This window comes from Amycolatopsis sp. FDAARGOS 1241 (assembly GCF_016889705.1).
Lineage (GTDB): Bacteria > Actinomycetota > Actinomycetes > Mycobacteriales > Pseudonocardiaceae > Amycolatopsis.
Window position 1 is genome coordinate 8,491,480 of sequence record NZ_CP069526.1, and the last position, 17,552, is coordinate 8,509,031.

General features: G+C 70.8%; 14 protein-coding genes. 1 reads left to right on the forward strand and 13 read right to left on the reverse strand.

Annotated features, from left to right (window positions below):
• Positions 1–25: 25 nt before the first annotated feature.
• The 11 genes from I6J71_RS41145 to I6J71_RS41195 all read right to left on the reverse strand — a co-directional run bounded on the left by I6J71_RS41145 (position 26) and on the right by I6J71_RS41195 (position 13,730).
• Positions 26–2,491, reverse strand: a complete 2,466-nt coding sequence (locus I6J71_RS41145; protein WP_204091784.1) for an NADH-quinone oxidoreductase subunit G — start codon at positions 2,489–2,491, stop codon at positions 26–28.
• Positions 2,488–3,777 (reverse strand): NADH-quinone oxidoreductase subunit NuoF, encoded by a 1,290-nt coding sequence (gene nuoF, locus I6J71_RS41150; RefSeq protein ID WP_204091785.1) that lies wholly within the window; start codon positions 3,775–3,777, stop codon positions 2,488–2,490. The genes I6J71_RS41145 and nuoF overlap by 4 nt, the downstream gene beginning before the upstream one ends.
• The gene (gene nuoE, locus I6J71_RS41155; protein WP_204091786.1) at positions 3,778–4,641 is read right to left on the reverse strand and encodes an NADH-quinone oxidoreductase subunit NuoE; all 864 of its coding nucleotides are present in this window, start codon (positions 4,639–4,641) and stop codon (positions 3,778–3,780) included.
• A complete protein-coding gene (locus I6J71_RS41160) occupies positions 4,638–6,011 on the reverse strand; it encodes an NADH-quinone oxidoreductase subunit D (protein ID WP_204091787.1) in 1,374 nt (457 codons plus the stop codon). Before I6J71_RS41160 ends, nuoE begins: the two co-directional genes overlap by 4 nt.
• Before the next feature lie 67 nt (positions 6,012–6,078).
• Positions 6,079–6,873, reverse strand: coding sequence for an NADH-quinone oxidoreductase subunit C (locus tag I6J71_RS41165; protein ID WP_204091788.1), 795 nt, complete (start codon positions 6,871–6,873; stop codon positions 6,079–6,081).
• A complete protein-coding gene (locus I6J71_RS41170) occupies positions 6,870–7,418 on the reverse strand; it encodes an NADH-quinone oxidoreductase subunit B family protein (protein ID WP_204091789.1) in 549 nt (182 codons plus the stop codon). Before I6J71_RS41170 ends, I6J71_RS41165 begins: the two co-directional genes overlap by 4 nt.
• A gap of 6 nt (positions 7,419–7,424) precedes the next feature.
• Positions 7,425–7,841, reverse strand: a complete 417-nt coding sequence (locus I6J71_RS41175) for an NADH-quinone oxidoreductase subunit A (RefSeq protein ID WP_204097501.1) — start codon at positions 7,839–7,841, stop codon at positions 7,425–7,427.
• A 472-nt stretch (positions 7,842–8,313) separates the two neighbouring features.
• Positions 8,314–9,606, reverse strand: coding sequence for a geranylgeranyl reductase family protein (locus I6J71_RS41180; protein ID WP_204091790.1), 1,293 nt, complete (start codon positions 9,604–9,606; stop codon positions 8,314–8,316).
• Positions 9,607–9,632: 26 nt separating this feature from the next.
• A complete protein-coding gene (locus tag I6J71_RS41185) occupies positions 9,633–10,346 on the reverse strand; it encodes a demethylmenaquinone methyltransferase (RefSeq protein WP_204091791.1) in 714 nt (237 codons plus the stop codon).
• A gap of 1,158 nt (positions 10,347–11,504) precedes the next feature.
• Positions 11,505–12,608 carry a glycosyltransferase gene (locus I6J71_RS41190; RefSeq protein WP_204091792.1) on the reverse strand — a complete coding sequence of 368 codons (1,104 nt, stop codon included), beginning with the start codon at positions 12,606–12,608 and terminating at the stop codon, positions 11,505–11,507.
• Positions 12,609–12,611: 3 nt separating this feature from the next.
• Positions 12,612–13,730 (reverse strand): glycosyltransferase family 1 protein, encoded by a 1,119-nt coding sequence (locus I6J71_RS41195; RefSeq protein WP_204091793.1) that lies wholly within the window; start codon positions 13,728–13,730, stop codon positions 12,612–12,614.
• Positions 13,731–13,907: 177 nt separating this feature from the next.
• On the opposite strand from I6J71_RS41195, the gene I6J71_RS41200 reads away from it, so the two are divergent.
• Entirely contained in the window at positions 13,908–14,747 is an 840-nt protein-coding gene (locus tag I6J71_RS41200) for an inositol monophosphatase (RefSeq protein WP_204091794.1), read from the forward strand.
• A gap of 769 nt (positions 14,748–15,516) precedes the next feature.
• Here the strand turns inward: I6J71_RS41200 and I6J71_RS41205 are convergent.
• A complete protein-coding gene (locus I6J71_RS41205) occupies positions 15,517–15,990 on the reverse strand; it encodes a DUF3592 domain-containing protein (protein ID WP_204091795.1) in 474 nt (157 codons plus the stop codon).
• A 17-nt stretch (positions 15,991–16,007) separates the two neighbouring features.
• Complete coding sequence (locus I6J71_RS41210) at positions 16,008–17,522, reverse strand: M1 family metallopeptidase (protein ID WP_204091796.1); 1,515 nt, start codon at positions 17,520–17,522, stop codon at positions 16,008–16,010.
• Positions 17,523–17,552 lie beyond the last annotated feature (30 nt).

Below are 17,552 nucleotides of genomic sequence, written 5' to 3' on the forward strand. Positions count from 1 at the left end.
GCCAGGAACGGCGTGAGCTGCGGGCTCACTGTTCACCTCCGGAGATCTGCACCAGCGCGCCGTGGCCCGCGGCCAGTGCGGCGCGGACGGCGGAACCGTCGGAGTTGCCCGGGAGCCACACGACCCCGTCGGGCAGGTCGGCGACCTCGACGGGCAGCGTGATCGAGCCGCGCTCGGTTTCGACGCGGACCGTGGCGCCGAGGCCTTCCGCGGTCTTCGCCGACAACCGCGCCACGGGCTTGCGCTGCGTGCCCTTGAGGTGCGGTTCGCCGTCCTGCAGCGAGCCGTTGTCGATCAGCTGCCGCCAGGTGGCGAGCACGGCCTCGCCGGTACCCGGTACCGGCGCGGCCTGCGCTCCGGTGACGACGTGGCCCCAGCTCGCGGTGCCCTGGCCGAGCTTCGCGAAATCACCCGCCGCGGCGGCCGGCGTCTGCGTGAACAGGTCCACGTCCATCTCGACGGCGAGGGTGTCGAGCACCCGGCCGTCGGTCAGGGCACCGGTGCCCTCGAGCGTGATGTCGAACTCGCGGCGGCGGCCCTCCCAGTTGAGGTAGCTGCCCGCCTTCTCGACCGACGGCGCAACCGGCAGGACCACGTCCGCCCGCTCGGTGACCTCGCTCGCCCGCAATTCCAGGCTCACGATGAAGCCGGCGTTGTCGAGCGCGCGGCGCGCCAGGTCCGGGTCGGGCAGGTCGTTCGGGTCGACGCCGCCGACGACCAGCCCGTCGAGCTCACCGCCGGAGGCGGCCCGCAGGATGCCCGTGGTGTCGCGGCCCGGCTGCGCCGGAAGCTCGGCGCCCCAGCGCTTCGCCACCTCGGCGCGAGCGGTGTCGTCGGACACCGACCGGCCGCCCGGCAGCAGCGTCGGCGCGCAGCCGGTGGCCAGTGCGCCGCGTTCGCCCGCCCGCCGCGGGATCCACGCGAGCCGCGCGCCCGTGCGCTCGGCCAGCGCCCGCAGCGAGGAGAACAGCCCGGGAACCTCGGCGGCGCGTTCGCCGACGAGGACCACGGCGCCGCCGGCGCTCAGCGCCTCGTCCAGGTCGGCCGCGTGCTGCGCGATGCCGTCGACCGCCGCGGCCTCGCCGCCCGGCACGCAGGCCAGCAGCTCGCCGAAGGTCTTGCGCACCGACGAGGTCGTCCACTGTCCCAAGTGGACCACGCGGGTGCGGTTCTTGCGGGCTGCCTTGCGCAGCCGCAGGAACACGATCGGCGCTTCGTCCTCCGGTTCGAAGGCGACGCACAGGACGGTGCGGGCCTTTTCGAGCTCCCCGAAGGTCACGCCGGTCTCCGGCGTCGTCGCGACCACCGACGAGGTGAGGAACGCGAGCTCCTCGGCCGAGTGCGCGCGGGCGCGGAAGTCGATGTCGTTGGTGCGCAGGGCGAGCCGGGCGAACTTCGAGTACGCGTAGGCGTCCTCGACGGTCAGCCGGCCGCCGGTGAGCACCCCGACGCCCTTGCCGTCGCGGGCCTTTTCGAGCCCGGCGGCCGCGGCGCGCAGCGCGTCGGTCCAGGAGGCCTCCTCCAGCACGCCGTCCTCATTGCGCACGAGCGGGCGGCGGATGCGGTCGTCGGCCTGCACGTAGCGGAAGGCGAAGCGGCCCTTGTCGCAGAGCCACTCCTCGTTGACCTCCGGGTCCTCGCCCGCGAGCTTGCGCTGCACCTTGCCGCGGCGGAAGTCCGTGCGCTCGGCGCAGCCCGACGAGCAGTGCTCGCACACGCTCGGCGCCGACACCAGGTCGAACGGGCGTGACCGGAACCGGTACGCGGCGCTCGTGAGCGCGCCCACCGGGCAGATCTGGATGACGTTGCCGGAGAAGTAGCTCTGGAACGGCTCACCCGAGGTCGTGCGCGAAGCCAGGTCCAGCACGTCGGCCGTCTCGGCGGTACCGATCTGCTGATGCGCGCCGCGTTCGAGCAGCTCGATGAACGGGTCGCCGGCGACCTGCGCCGAGAACCGCGTGCAGCGCTGGCAGAGCACGCAGCGCTCGCGGTCCAGCAGCACCTGCGCCGAGATCGGCAGCGGCTTCGGGAACGTGCGCTTGGTGTCCACGAAGCGCGAATCGGTGCGGCCGTGGGCCAGCGCCTGGTTCTGCAGCGGGCACTCGCCGCCCTTGTCGCAGATCGGGCAGTCGAGCGGGTGGTTGATGAGCAGCAGCTCCATCACGCCCTGCTGCGCCTTGTCGGCGACGGGCGAGGTGAGCTGCGTCTTCACGACCATGCCGTCGGCGACCGTCATCGTGCAGGACGCCTGCGGCTTCGGCATCGGCCTGCCACCCATCTCCACCTCGACGAGGCACTGGCGGCAGGCGCCGGCCGGGTCGAGCAGCGGGTGGTCGCAGAATCGCGGGATGACCGTGCCGAGCCGCTCGGCGGTGCGGATCAACAGCTCGCCCTTGGGTGCGATGACCTCTTCGCCGTCGATGATCAGCTTGACGTGACCCTCGGGGACCGGGGTCTCTTCGGTCGCTGGTTTGTCGGGCGCGATCGTCATGCCTGAGCTCCCACCAGTTCGGGCTGGGCGGCCTTGTTCTTCTCGCACAGGTCGAGGAACTCCTGGCGGAAGTACTTGATCCCGCTCTGGATCGGCGACACGGCGCCGTCGCCCAGCGCGCAGAACGAGCGGCCGAGGATGTTGTCGCAGACGTCCAGCAGCGTGTCGATGTCCTCGGCGGTGCCGTGGCCCTCGACCATGCGCTCCAGGATCTGCGCGAGCCAGTACGTGCCCTCGCGGCACGGCGTGCACTTGCCGCAGGACTCGTGCTCGTAGAACTGCGTCCACTTCATCACGGCCCACGGCACGGACACGGTCTCGTTGAAGACCTGCACCGCGGTGGTGCCGAGCATCGAGCCGGCCTCGGCGGCGCCTTCGAAGTCGAGCGGGATGTCGAGGTGCTCGGCGGTGAACATCGGCGTGGACGAGCCACCCGGCGTCCAGAACTTGAGCGGGATCCCGTCCTTCATGCCGCCGGCGAGTTCGAGCAGCTCGCGCAGCGTGGTGCCGAGCGGGCACTCGTACTGGCCGGGCTTCTCGACGTGGCCGGAGATCGAGTAGATCTTCGGGCCGGGCGACTTCTCGCGGCCCATTTCGCGGAACCAGTCCGAACCGGCGTTGACGATGAACGGCGCGCTGGCGATGGTCTCGACGTTGTTCACCGTGGTCGGCGCGGCGTAGAGGCCGGCGGCCGCCGGGAACGGCGGTTTGAGGCGCGGCTGGCCGCGGCGGCCCTCGAGCGAGTCGAGCAGCGCTGTCTCCTCGCCGCAGATGTACGCGCCGGCACCGGCGTGCACGGTCAGCTCGAGGTCGTAACCGGTGCCGAAGATGTTCTTGCCGAGGTAGCCCTTCGCGTACGCCTCCCGCGCGGCCGCGTTGAGCCGGCGGATGCAGTGCAGGGCCTCACCGCGCACGTAGATGAAGCAGTGGTTCGACCGCATCGCGTACGAGGCGATGATGCAGCCCTCGATGAGCGAGTGCGGGTCGGCCATCATCAGCGGGATGTCCTTGCAGGTACCCGGTTCGCCCTCGTCGGCGTTGATCACCAGGTAGTGCGGCTTGTCGAAGTTCGGCGGCATGAACGACCACTTGACGCCGGCCGGGAAGCCCGCGCCGCCGCGGCCGCGCAGGCCGGAGGCCTTCACCAGCTGCACCAGCTGCTCGGGGGTGCCGGCGAGCGCCTTGCGCGCGGCGGTGTAGCCCTCGAGCTGCTCGTAGGTCTCGATGCGCCAGGAGTTGGGCGACAGCCAGCGCTTCGTGAGGACCGGAGTGATGGGATCAGGCATCTACTTCTTCTCCAGTTCCGGCAGTGGGACATCCTGCGTCGCCGGGGCGGTCCACCCGCGGTCGGCCGCGATCTGCGCGCCCCGAAGGGTTTCGACGGCCTGCGACGGCCCGTCGACGTCCCCGCGGTAGGTCTGCTCGTCCTCCGGGAAGAACCCGGCCAGCTGCAGCTCCGCGCCCTTGAAGTTCGTCAGCGGCGCACCGCGCGTCGGAGCCGGCTTCTTGCCCGCCTGCAACGCGTCGACCAGCGCGACGGCCTTCTCCGGCGTCTGGTTGTCGAAGTACTCGTAGTTGACCTGGATGACCGGCGCGAGGTCGCAGGCCGCGAGGCACTCGGCGTGCTCGAGGGTGATCGAGCCCGGCTCGTTCGGCGTGCCCGCCGTCTCCTCGTGGCCCAGCGGCGCGTCGGCGGAACCGAGGTGCGTCTGGAGCTTCTTGTAGATGGCCTCGCCGCCCATCGCCGCGCACAGCGTGTTGGTGCAGACGCTCACCAGGTGCTCGCCGCACGGGCGGCGCTTGTACATGGTGTAGAACGTCGCGACCGCGCTGACCTCGGCGTCGGTGAGGTCGAGGTGCTTGGCGCAGAAGGCGATGCCCTCCTGGCTCACGAACCCCTGCACCGACTGCACGAGGTGCAGCATCGGCAGCAGCGCCGAGCGCGCCACCGGGTAGCGCGCGATGATCTCCTCGGCCTTCGTGTGGATGTCCTCTTCGAAGACGTCCACCGGCGGGTTGTCGGCGAGGATGCCCGCCGCCGCGGCCGGGTCCGGCGCGATGGCGACGACATCGGTGTCGCCACCCGCGGCGGCGTGCGTCTCCTTCGCGTGCCGCGGCCCCGGCTCGGGCGTCGCAGTCGAGTACGTCATCGGTCCACTCCCCCCATCACCGGGTCGATCGAGGCGACCGCGGCGATCACGTCGGCCACCAGCCCGCCTTCGGCCATCGCGGGCATCGACTGCAGGTTCACGAAACTGGGCTCGCGCATGTGCACCCGCAGCGGCCGGGTGCCGCCGTCGGACACCAGGTGCGCGCCGATCTCGCCGCGCGGCGATTCGACCGGCGAGTAGACCTGGCCCGCCGGCACGCGGAAGCCCTCGGTGACGAGCTTGAAGTGGTGGATCAGCGACTCCATCGACTGACCCATGATCTTCTTGACGTGCTCGAGCGAGTTGCCCATGCCGTCGCTGCCGATGGACAGCTGCGCGGGCCACGCGATCTTCTTGTCCTCGACCATGACCGGGCCCGGTTCGAGTTTCTTCAGGACCTGCTTGATGATCCGCAGGCTCTGGTGCATCTCCTCGACGCGGATGAGGTAGCGCGCCCAGCAGTCGGCGTCGGTCGAGGTCGGGATGTCGAATTCGAACTCGTCGTAGCGCGAGTAGGGCTCTGTCTTGCGCAGGTCCCAGGGCAGGCCCGCCGAGCGCAGGATCGGGCCGGTGACGCCGAGCGCAAGGCACGCGTCCACGGGCAGCACGCCCACGCCCTTGAGGCGGTTGCGCCAGATCGGCTGGCCGGTGAACAGCTTGTCGTACAGGGGAAGGCGCTTGTCCATCACCTTGACGAACTCGGTGACCTTCTCCTCGAAGCCCTCCGGCATGTCCTGCGCGAGGCCGCCGGGGCGGATGAACGCGTGGTTCATGCGCAGGCCGGTGAGGAACTCGAGCAGGTGCAGCACCTCTTCGCGCTCGCGGAATCCGAGCGTCATGGCCGTGGTGGCGCCGAGCTCCATGCCGCCGGTGGCGATGTAGACGAGGTGCGAGCCGATGCGGTTGATCTCCAGCAGCATCACGCGCAGCAGCTCCGCGCGCGGCGGGGCCTGGACGCCCAGCAGCTTCTCGACGCCGAGGCAGTAGGCCATCTCCGTGGACAGCGGCGCGAGGTAGTCCATGCGCGTCACGAACGTGACGCCCTGGGTCCAGGTGCGGAACTCGCAGTTCTTCTCGATGCCGGTGTGCAGGTAGCCGATGACCGACCGCAGCTGCGTGACGGTCTCGCCCTCCATCTCCAGCACGAGCCGGAGCACACCGTGCGTCGACGGGTGCTGCGGGCCCATGTTGATGACCATGCGCTCGTCATGCTGGGCGTCGGAGACGACGTCGTCCCAGTCGCCGCCGGACACGGTGTAGACGCGGCCCTCGGTGGTGTCGCGCGAGTCGGCGTACTCGAAGCTCTCGGCGCCTTCGGCGGACGTGTCGGTGCCGGTGGTGACGTCCGAAAGGTTCTCGCTGGTAGTCACGAGTAAGACCTCCGCTGGTGCTGGCAGAGTCGGGATTTCCGCGCCCGACGCGGCAGGTTCCCGGTGCTCACGAGTACGACCTCCGCTGGTCGGGCGGCGGGATTTCCGCACCCTTGTATTCGACCGGGATCCCGCCGAGCGGGTAGTCCTTGCGCTGGGGGAAGCCGTCCCAGTCGTCCGGCATGAGGATCCGCGTCAGCGCCGGGTGGCCGTCGTAGACGATGCCGAACATGTCGTAGGTCTCGCGCTCCTGCCAGTCGGCCGTCGGGTAGAGCCCGACGAGCGAGGGCAGGTGCGGGTCCTCGACGTCGAGGGTGACCTCCAGCCGGATGCGGCGCCGGTAGGTCATCGACGTGAAGTGGTAGACGGAGTGCAGCCGCTGCGGCACGTCCACGCCGTAGTCCACTCCGGACACCGACGACAGCAGCTCGAACCTCAGGCCGGCGTCGTCGCGCAGCACGCGGGCGACGTCGACGAGGTGGGCGCGGTCGACGTAGAACGTGATCTCACCGTGGTGGACCGTGGTCTGCAGGATCGCCGACGGCGGGATCTTGTTGTCCGCCAGCGCCGCGAGGAACTCGTCGGCGAATTCGTCGAACCAGCCGCCGTACGGGCGCTCCGCCGGCGCCGGGCTGTAGGCGGGCAGCCGCACGCCGCCGTAACCGGAGGTGTCACCGCTGCCGGTGACGCCGAACATGCCCTTGCGGACGCGACCCGCGACGACGGGTTCGGCCGGCGCGGCGGGTTCGGTGCCGTGCGGTTCGAGGCCGCCCGCGGGCCGTTCGGCGCTGGACTGCTCACCGCCCGTTTCGGGCTTGCCGGGGGTTTCGGGGTTCTCGGGGTTCTCAGCCACCGGGCTCACTTCTTCGCGTACTTGATCGACGACGGGATCAGCTCAGTGCGCGCGCCGCTGGCCGCGCGGATGGCGGCGCGGCGGGCGTTGATCGGCTCGTCCTGGATCTTCGCGTGCAGCTTGAGGATCGCGTCGAGCAGCATCTCCGGGCGCGGCGGGCAGCCGGGGAGGTACATGTCGACCGGCACCACGTGGTCGACGCCCTGCACCACGGCGTAGTTGTTGAACATGCCGCCGGAGGAGGCGCACACCCCCATCGCCAGCACCCAGCGCGGCTCGGCCATCTGGTCGTAGATCTGGCGCAGGACCGGAGCCATCTTCTGCGTCACGCGGCCGGCCACGATCATCAGGTCGGCCTGCCGCGGGGTCGCGCTGAAGCGCTCCATGCCGAAGCGGGCGATGTCGTAGCGGGAACCGCCGACCGTCATCATCTCGATCGCGCAGCACGCGAGGCCGAACGTGGCGGGCCACAGCGAGTTCTTGCGCGCCCAGTTGACCAGGCCCTCGAGGCTGGCCAGCAGGATGCCGTTGGGGAGTTTCTCTTCGAGGCCCATGGTCTTCTAGTTCCAATCCAGGCCGCCGCGCCGCCACACGTAGGCGTACGCGAACCCGACCGTAACGATGAACAGCACGATCTCCACCAGGCCGAACACACCGAGCGCGTTCGCGTTCACGGCGAACGGGTAGAGGAACACCATCTCGATGTCGAACAGGATGAAGAGCATGGCCGTGATGTAGTACGCCACCGGCATGCGACCGCCACCGACGAGCGGCTGCGGCGAAGGCTCGATCCCGCATTCGTAGGCCGAGAGCTTGGCCTTGTTGTACCGGCTCGGGCCGACGAGCGGACCCAGGAGCACGGAGAACGTGGCGAACGCGGCCGCCAGCACGAACAACAGGACGAGCGGCAGGTACACCTTCAGGCCGGGCGCGGCCGCAGCTCCACTGGGGTCGGCCTGCGCCAGCACGGGCAACATCAGCACGGGGTCTTCGCCATCCTTTCCGCGCCGCTGCGGGTTGCTTCTCGGGTGGTGGTCCGCTTCCTCGACGGCACCCTAAGGGAGCTGGGTCACACCGCCGAGGGTCAGGGCACCCTTACGGCCCGTGGCCGGGCCGCGGGTAGCTTGTGAAATAGTTCACAAGCCACTCGTCGTGGATGTGAAGCGATTCACAAGCATGGGGGGAGTGTAGGACTCGACTCACACCGGTGTCGCTAGGGGCCGTGGTATAAGGCTTACCTAACTTGACCGCCCGGCCAGGACGGGGCAGCGCCGGCCGCAGTCGCGGGACCAGCGGTAAAGGGTTCCTCAGGTGGGTAACGGGCGGACAATCCGGACGTGATCTTGTGACGTATCCCACCTGACCGGCCGGGCAACCATTGCTCCAGCCGGGTATTCCGGCACCGCCTCACGGGACGGTCCCGGGGTGTTCCAGAAGTGTGGCGCGGCCTCAGCGGGGGCTGGGGGTGACCCGCGCGAGAGCAGCGATGAGGCGGTCGACGCCGTCGCCGCCCTTGGCGTCGTAGCAGCCGGAAAGTCCCTTGTACACCAACGGAAGGATCTTGTTGATCCGCAGCCCGTACTTGGTGCACACGTGCATGACCTTCGGGTTGCCGATGAGCTTCGCGAAGACGTTGCCGAGCCGGTAGTAGCCGCCCATCAGCTCGCCGACCGCGCGCGGGTAGCCCTCGAGCGCGCGCTCGCGCGACGGCCCTTCGCGGCGGGCCAGCGCCTGCACCACGACCTCCGCCGCGAGCTGCGCGGACTCCATGGCCGCGGAGATGCCTTCGCCGTTGAACGGGCTCACCATGCCGCCGGCGTCGCCGAGCAGCAGCAGGCCGTCGCGGTAGTGCGGGGTGCGGTTGAAGCCCATGGGCAGGCCGGCGCCGCCGACCTTGCCGATGGCGTTCTCCTCGCGGTAGCCCCACTCCTCGGGCGTGCCGTCGAGCCACTGGCGCAGCAGCGCGCGGTAGTCGGTGTTGCGGAACGAGCCGGACGTGGAAAGCATGCCGAGCCCGACGTTGACGGTGCCGTCGCCGAGCGGGAACGCCCAGCCGTAACCAGGCAGCAGCTTGGGGTCGCGCGGGTCCGAGCGGTCCCACAGCTCGAGGTGGCCCTCGATGAACGGCTCATCGTGGCGCGGGCTCTTGTAGTACCGCCGCACGGCGACGCCCATGGGGCGCTTCTCGTTCTTCTCGATCCCGACACTCAGCGCGAGCCGCGCGGACACCCCGTCGCAGGCCAGCACGAGCGGCGCGCGGTAGCTGACCGGCGTCTTTTCGGGCCCGACCTTGGCTTCGACGCCGACGACGCGGCCGGCGGAGTTGGTGATGGCACCGGTGACGGTGGTGCGCTCGTACAGCCGCGCGCCCGCCTTGACGGCCGTCTTGGCCAGCAGGTCGTCGAAGTCCTGGCGCGTGCGGGCGACACCGTAGGGCGGGTAGCTGGTGAGGTCGGGCCAGTCGAGTTCGAGCGTGAGGTCGCCCGTGATGATGCGCAGCCCGCGGTTGTGGACCCAGCCCGCGCCCTCGCTCGTGTCGAGGCCGAGGTCGATGAGTTGCTTGACGCCGCGGGGCGTGAGGCCGTCGCCGCAGACCTTCTCGCGGGGGAACTCGGTCTTCTCCAGCAGCAGCACGTCGACACCCGCGCGCGCGAGGTAGGTGGCCGCGGTGGAGCCGGCCGGTCCGGCGCCGACCACGATGACGTCGGCGTCGTGGTCGGGGTTGCGGCGGGTGATCGTCATGCTGTCAAAAATACAGCGTGGCGGCGCTACTCCGTGGAGGGCGGCGGTGGGGAGGCCGGCTTCTTGGCCCGGTGGATGGCGACGACCCCGAAGGTGAGGTTCAGCCATTCCACCTCGGTCCAGCCGGCGCTCGCGATGATCTCGCCCAGCGCCCGCTGGTCGGGCCACGCGAGCATCGATTCGGCCAGGTAGGAGTACGCCTCAGGGTTGGTCGAGGACCGGCTGCCCACCCAGGTGAGCAGCTTGAGGATGAAGCGCCGGTACACGAACCGGACGGGCGCGAATGTGGGCGTCGACACCTCGCAGATCACAAGCCGGCCGCCCGGCTTGACCACCCGCAGTATTTCGGCGAGTGCCGCCTTGGTGTCGACGAAGTTGCGCAACGCGAGCGAGATCGTGACCGCGTCGAAGGAACCGTCTTTGAACGGCAGGTGCAGCGCATCGGCGGCCACCATGGGCAGCTTCCGCCGCAGGCCCGCCCTGAGCATGCCGAGCGAAAAGTCGGCTGCGACGCAGTACGCGCCGTTGCGCGCGTACTCGACCGTCGACACGCCCGTCCCGGCCGCCAGGTCGAGCACCTGTTCGCCCGGCTTGGCGTCCAGCACGCGCGCCGTGGTGGTCCTCCACCGCCGGTCGAACCCGAACGTCATGAACGAATTCGCCCGGTCGTACCCGGACGCCACACCATCGAACATGGCGGCGACTTCGTGCGGATCCTTGTCCAGGCTTGCGCGGGGCATGCGTCGAATCTAGACACCTCGGGCGGGGGTTGCGTTCGAGGGTCGCCGGGGTGCTGGTCAGGTGGGGTGTCGCGGTTGGCTGGCCAAGGGTCGGTCGGGGGTCGGTCGCGGGCGGCGTGCGCGAGCGGTCCCGTCAGACAGTCGGATCGGGGCAGGCGGGCCTGCCACGCGGTCGGATGGGGCCGAACGGTGCCCCCCACGCGGTCAGGTCGGGGCGAGCGGTCCCGCCACGCCGTCGGATGGGGACGAGCGGTCCCGCCACCCGGTCGGGTCGGGGCGAGCGGTCCCGCCACGCCGTCGGATGGGGACGAGCGGTCCCCTGCGCGGTCGAATCGGGCGACCGTCCCCTCCGCGGTCGGATCGGGTGAGCGATCCCGCCACGCCGTCGGATGGGGGCGAACGGTGCCCTCGCGCACGGGAGTCGGCGCGAGCGGCGCCTTCGCGCGCGGGTGCGGACGCTGACCAAGCAGTCCACTCGCGGCCGGGATCGGCTCGCCCGGTCCCCTGCTCACAGCTCGTGGGCACCGCAGGTTCACTCGCACCCACTGCAGCGCACGAACGGTCCACCCACGCAGGCAGCGACGCGCCAGCAGTCCAATCGCCTTCCGTGCGACACAGCGGTCCGCTCCCGCCCGACGCAACGGTCCCGCCGCCCGCACGCGGGGCAGGAAAAGTCCATCCCGGCCGGCAACCAGGCGCGAACGGTCCACTCACACAGGCGCCACGGCGTCAGCGGTCCACTCGCGCTCCGGCCGGGACCAGCGGTCCCCTCGCTCCCCGGCGCTGGCGGTCCCACCGCCGGCCACGCACGGCACGAAAGGTCCCGTCACGCCGCCAACCAGAAGCGAACGGTCTCACAGCAACACGCGGCGCGGCGTCAGCGGTCGAATCGCTCTCCGTCGCCACCGGTCCCAAAATTTCGGCCACGGCACGAAAGGTCCATTCACGCCCCAACCAAGCGCGAACGGCCCACTCACACAAGCGGCACAGCGTCAGGGGCCCACTCGCGCTCGGCCCGGTGCGGGCGGTCCACTCGCGCTCCGGCGCTCCAGCGGTCCCGTCGTGAGCCGAGCACCGGTGTGCGGGGTCAGCTCGTGCCGTCGGTGTGGTGCGAGCGGGCCGTTCGCGCGCGAGTAAAGGCTGAACCCGAGCCAGGAGTCACCCCAGTGCGGCGAGCATCCCGCGCACCGATTCCGGCCACGCGAACTCCTCCGCTCGCGCCCGGGCCGCGGCGCGGCGGAGGTCCTCCGGGCTGTCCAGGAGGCCCGTGACGGCGGAGGCGAAGGCCGGGGCGTGGTCGTCCACGGCGGCGCCGCAGCCGGGGCCGACGATCTCCCGGAGCGCGGACGAGGCCGAGACGACGACGGGCGTGCCCGAGGCGAGCGCCTCCAGGGCGGCCAGCCCGAAGGTCTCATGCGGCCCGGGGGCCAGCGAAACGTCAGCTGTGGCCAGAAGCCGCGCCACTTCGTCGCGCCCGGACAGGAAGCCTAGGAAAGTGACCGGCAAGCCGCGGGCCCGGCGTTCCAGCGCCCGTCTTCGGGGCCCGTCCCCCGCGATCACCAAGCGGACCCGCGCACCCGAATCCGTGAGCTCCGCCACGGTGTCCACGCTGCGCTCCACGTGTTTCTCCGGAGACAAGCGTCCACAGTGGACAAGGAGTGCGTCCGCGCCACCGGCCAGCGAGAGGCGCCAGGAGTCCGAGCGCATCGAGGGCGCGAACGTCGACAGATCGACACCCAAGGGGACCCGCCGGACGTTCGGCACCGAGATGCGGTCGAACTCCGCGCGGGCGAAGGCCGTGGTGCACACGACCGTGTCGTAGCTGGCGGCCATGCGGCGGTTGGCGACGTCGGCGACGGAGCGGGCCATCGGCCGGGGCAGGAAGAACTGCTCCAGCAACCGGTCGAGCCGTTCGTGGGAGATGACCGTGCTCGGGACGCCGTGCCGGCGGGCCCAGGTGCCCATGCCGCGCAGGGTCAGGCGGTCCGACACCTCCAGCCGGTCGGGCTCCAGCCGGCGCAGAACTGCCCGCACGCGGTGCGGGTCGACCGCCCGGTAACCACCCGTGCCCGGGATCCGGGGCGCGGGCAGCGAATACCGGCGCACCCCCGTCGGCAACGTCTCGACCGCGTACCGCGTGCCCGGCACGACCAGGGTGACGCGGTGTCCACTGGCGACATACCCGGCACCGAGGTGGTGCAGCGCGGTCCGCAACCCACCCGAGCGCGGCCCGTAGAAATTCGCCAGCTGGACGATGTGCATCGCTCAGGCCGCGCGCGCGGCCCGGCCCTGCACCGCCTCGTAGTGCCCCACGAGCTCGCGGCAGACGGCGGGCCAGGTGCGCCCCAGCACGACCTTGCGCGCCTTCTCCCCCAGGCGCGCCCGCAGCGCCGGGTCGCGCAGGTCGTCGAGGCGTTCGACGAGCGCGCGGCCGAAGCTCTCGCGCTCGGCGGGCAGCAGGTAACCCGTGCGGCCGGGCAGCACGAGGTCCTTCGGGCCGCCCGCGTCGGGAGCGAGCACCGGCAGGCCCGACGCCATGGCTTCCTGCACGGCCTGGCAGAACGTCTCGTGCGGTCCGGTGTGGACGAACACGTCGAGGCTCGCGTACGCGACCGACAGCTCGTCGCCGTACTTCGCACCGAGGAACGCGGCCTCCGGGAGTCGCTCGCGCAGCACCGGCAGCTCCGGGCCGTCGCCGACGACGACCACGCGGATGCCGGGCACGCCGGCCAGCGCGGTGAGCCGCTCGACCTCCTTCTCGGGCGCCAGGCGGCCGACGAATCCGACGAGCAGTTCGCCGTTGGGTGCGAGCTCGGCCCGCAGCGTGGGGTCGGCGTGCGCGGGCGAGAAGCGGTCGATGTCGACCCCGCGCGCCCACCGGTGCACGCGGGGCACGCCGTGCAGGCGCAGCTGCTCGACGGAGTCGCTGGACGGCGCGAGCGTCCGGTCGGCCCGCGAGTGCACGCGGCGCACCCAGCGCCACGCCGCGCGGGCGCCGATGCCGAAACCGTACGACGTGGCGAAGCCCGCGATGTCCGTCTGGTAGACGGCGATCGACGGCACCCGCAACCGCCGGGCCGCGGCGAGACCGCGCGCGCCGACCACGAACGGGGACGCCAGGTGAACCACGTCGGGCCGGAATCCGGTCAGGGCCGTGAGCACGGTGCGCGTCGGCAGGCCGATCGGCAGCGAGTGCACGCCGGGCACGTCGAACGCCGGGATGCGGACGACCGGGGCGCCGCGGTAGGACTCCGGACCGGGTCCCGGCGCCACCACGAGCACGTCGTGGGCGCGGTCGACCAGGTGCTCGACGACCCGCAGCACGGAGTTCGTCACGCCGTTCACCTGGGGCAGGAAACTTTCGGTGACTATGGCGACTCGCACGTGGCCACTTTCGCAAAGGCGTGCGCGAACCGGACCAATCCCGTGTGACAGGTGGGCCAACGGTGTCCGAACACTCGCATGTGGTGTTCACGGGAACACAGTCCGTCGACAGATTCGCGACGACATGTCACCTCAAGGTCGTGTCCCGGAAACCAGGACGGCCCAGACTAAGCAGGCATGACCCTCTTGTCCTCCAGGCCGTCGCAGCCCGTGGAGCCGGGGCTGCTCTCGAGGGCTCTCGAGGTGGCCGGCCGGCTGGCCAACGACGCCACCGACGTGATCACCGCGACGGCAGGCCGCGGCGCCCACCCCTCGACCCTGGACTCCCCGTTCGACTGGGTCACCGACACCGACCGCATCCTCGAGCGGCACACCCGGCGGGTGCTGACCGCCGAGTTCCCGGGGATCCCGGTCGTCGGCCACGAGCTCGGCGCCGACCACGGCGCGGACGTCGCCGAGTATCGCTGGGTCGTGGACTCCGTCGACGGCACAGCCAACTACGTCGCCGGCGTGCCGTGGTGCGCCTACAGCCTCGCCCTGATCGACGCGTCGGGCCCGGTCGTCGGGGTCGTCGCCGACCCGTACCGGGCGCAGATCTACGCCGCCGCCCGCGGCCGCGGCGCTCGCGCGAACGGCAAGCCCATCCAGCTGGTCGACCGCCGCGTGACGGCCGGCGCGATCGTCTGCACGGAGCTCGCGCGCAAGGGGCCGTGGCCCGGCATGGGCGGGTTCATCGAACGCGCTGCCGCCGCGCACGCTGGGGTGCGGGTGCTGGGTTCGGCCGCGCTGTCGATCGCTCAGGTCGCGCTCGGGCACGCCGCCGCCGCGGTGCTGCACAGCTACCACGAGTGGGACGTCGCCGGCTCCGTCGCCATGGCCATCGAGGCCGGCGCCGTGGTGCTCGACAAACACGGCGAGGACACCGCCCTGCCGACTGACGGGCTGCTCGTCGCCGCCCCGGGCGTCGCCGACGAGGTCTTACGCTGGTGGCAGGAGACCGCGACGGTCGCGAGCTGAGACGGGTTCGGGCGTTCCGACCGGGCGCGGTCGGCGGCTGTGCGGTCGGCGACTGTGCGAGCTGTGGCGGCGGCTGTGCGAATCGGGACGCCGCCGGTGCGAGTCGGGACGTCGCCGGCGCGGATCTGATCACCGGCTGAGCGAATGAGCTCGCCGTCCGTGCGGACCGCGCCACCAGCTGCACGAATGGGCTCGCCGCGGATGCGGACCGCGCCACCAGCTGAGCGAATCCGCTCGCCCCCGTACGGACCGCGCCACCAACTGAGCGAATCACGTCGCCCCATGTGCGGACCGGGCCACCAGCTGCGCGACTCAGGTCGCCCCATGTGCGGACCGCGCCACCAACTGCGCGAATCGGAGCATGGCTGTTCAGATCCGGCCGCTGGCTGTTAGAACCTCACCACCGGTTGCGCGGCGCCGGCCACCGAATGTGCGAGCACGGCCACACCGCTGTTCAGACCCGGTGGCAGGCCGTGCTGACCAGACTGCCGACCGTTCGAAGCACAGCACTTGCTGTGCGGAGTCGACTATCGGCTGCGCGAACGAGGTCACCGGCTGCGCGGCATCAGGCACAAGAGGACACCCGGCGATCGGGCGGGAGTCGCCCGCTGTGGTGACCAGGTTGTGGCGTGTCGGGGGCTGATCGTCGGCTGTGTACGGGAAGCCGTGGGCTGGGCGAAGGCAAACACCAAACGTGCGAGTCCCGCCAAACGCTGTGCGTAGCTGATCACGAGCTGTGCAGATCGCGTCGAGAGCTGCGCGACGCCACTCAAGCAGCCGTGACTTCAGGCACCTCGGTGGCCGCCCGAGCAGCCCGGTCGCGTTTGAGCAGCCGACGGAGCCACCACATGAGGGGGCCGGCGACGGCCCACGTGACGAGGATGGTGGTGCCCAGGGGCAGGAGCGTGAGCGTCGCGGTGCGGCCGGCGACGCGGGCGAGCCGGTCGGGGTTCGTGACGTCGTACTCGATGGCCACGAGCTGGCCCGCCGCGAGGCCGGCGGGGTAGAGCACCCCGTTGGCCGGGCTGTGGACGATGCCGTCCGGGCTCTGGAACTGGATGATCGTGCGGTCGAAGCCCACGGACTCGACGGTGGCCGTGGCGGTGCCGAGGTGGTCTTCGATCGCGTTGTCGTTGCGGATCGCGGCGAAGAGCAGGCTCACGCAGAGCACGGTGAGGAGCGAGGCGACACCGAGGACGGCAAACCATCCGATGCGCCTCGCCCGCTCACTCCTGGCCGTCACACCGCGAGCTTAGAGCCTCAGCGCTCGCCCGCGGCGGCGAGCATCCGGTGGTTGGAGCGGATCTGGTCGTACGACTTGGGCTTCTCAACCGCGTGTGCCGCCCGGGCCGCGGCCGCAGCGGCACCGTTCGGGCCGACGGCCGGCTTGCCCTTCGTGAACAGCCACGTCTGGAACAGCGCCTGCAGCGGCTTGCCCGACACCTGCTCGGCCAGCGCCTCGAACTCCGGGATCACACCGTGATCACCGGCCTTCACCACCTGCCACTTCTGCAGAATCGCGAAAAACGCGTCATCGCCGACAGCCGTGCGCAGGGCCTGCAGGGCCATCGCGCCGCGGTCGTAGACGGCGCCGTCGAACTGGTTCTCCGCACCCGGATCGCCGGGCAGGACCTGCCAGAACGGGTCGTCGGCGGCATAGGAGTCGTAGGCGTACTGGGCGAGCTCGGCCGTGGTGCCCTCGCCCTCGTGCTCGGACCACAGGTACTCGGCGTAGGACGCGAAGCCCTCGTTGAGCCAGATGTCGCTCCACTTGCCGAGCGAAACGTTGTCGCCGAACCACTGGTGGGCGTTCTCGTGGGCGATGAGCGTGGTGTTGGAACCGGCGAGGAAGTTCTTCAGACCGTATGTGGGGCGCGTCTGGTTCTCGAGGGAGAACGTGATGCCGCTGGTGACCACGCCGCCCTCCGCCTCGAACGGGTAAGGCCCGAACTGCGTGGCGAGGAACGCGTCGATCTCCGGCGTCCGCTCGACGCTCGCCTTGGCCGCGTAGAGCGAGTCACCGAGGTCGGCGCCGTAGGCCGTGATGAACGGCTTGTTGTCCGGCGTCGTCGACTGGACCACCTCGTACTTCCCCACGATGAACGACGTCAGGTACGTGGCCTGCGGCTTCGTGCTCCGCCAGTTCCACCGCGTCCACCCGGCGCGCGACTGCGTCTTGCGGACGAGTGACCCGTTCGTGATGGCGGCGAGGCCGTCCGGGGCTTCGATCGAGACGTCGTACGTGGCCTTGTCGGTCGGGTGGTCGTTGGACGGGAACCACCACTGCGCGCTCTGCGGCTCGTCGACGCCCAGCGCGCCGAACGCGCCGTGCTTCCACCCGTGGATCCCGTCGACCGTCTCGGCCGAGGGCGTGTCGTCGTATGCCACGACGACGGTGGTGGTCTGCCCCTTCGCCAGCGGGTGGGCGGGCGTGATGACGAGCTCACCGTTGCCGTTCTGGTTCCGGAATCCGGCGGCCTCGTTGCCGACGAGCACGCTCCTGGCTTTCAGCGCGAAGTCCAGGTCGAACCGCGACAGGTCCTGCGTGGCGGTGAGCAGCAGGGTCGTCGTGCCGGCGAGGCGGTCGGTGTCGGGCTGGTAGGTCAGGCGGATGTCGTAGTGCAGGACGTCGGTGCCGCCGTTGCCCGCATTGGGGTAGTACGGGTCCCCCACGCCGGGCGCCCCGTGCCCCGGCGCGGCGCCTGCCGCCCCCGCGACCAGAACCGACACCACTCCCGCCGCGACCAACCCGAGCCCGGCCCGTCTTCCACGCATTGGCGTTTCCTCCCAGAAGGTGATGAACGC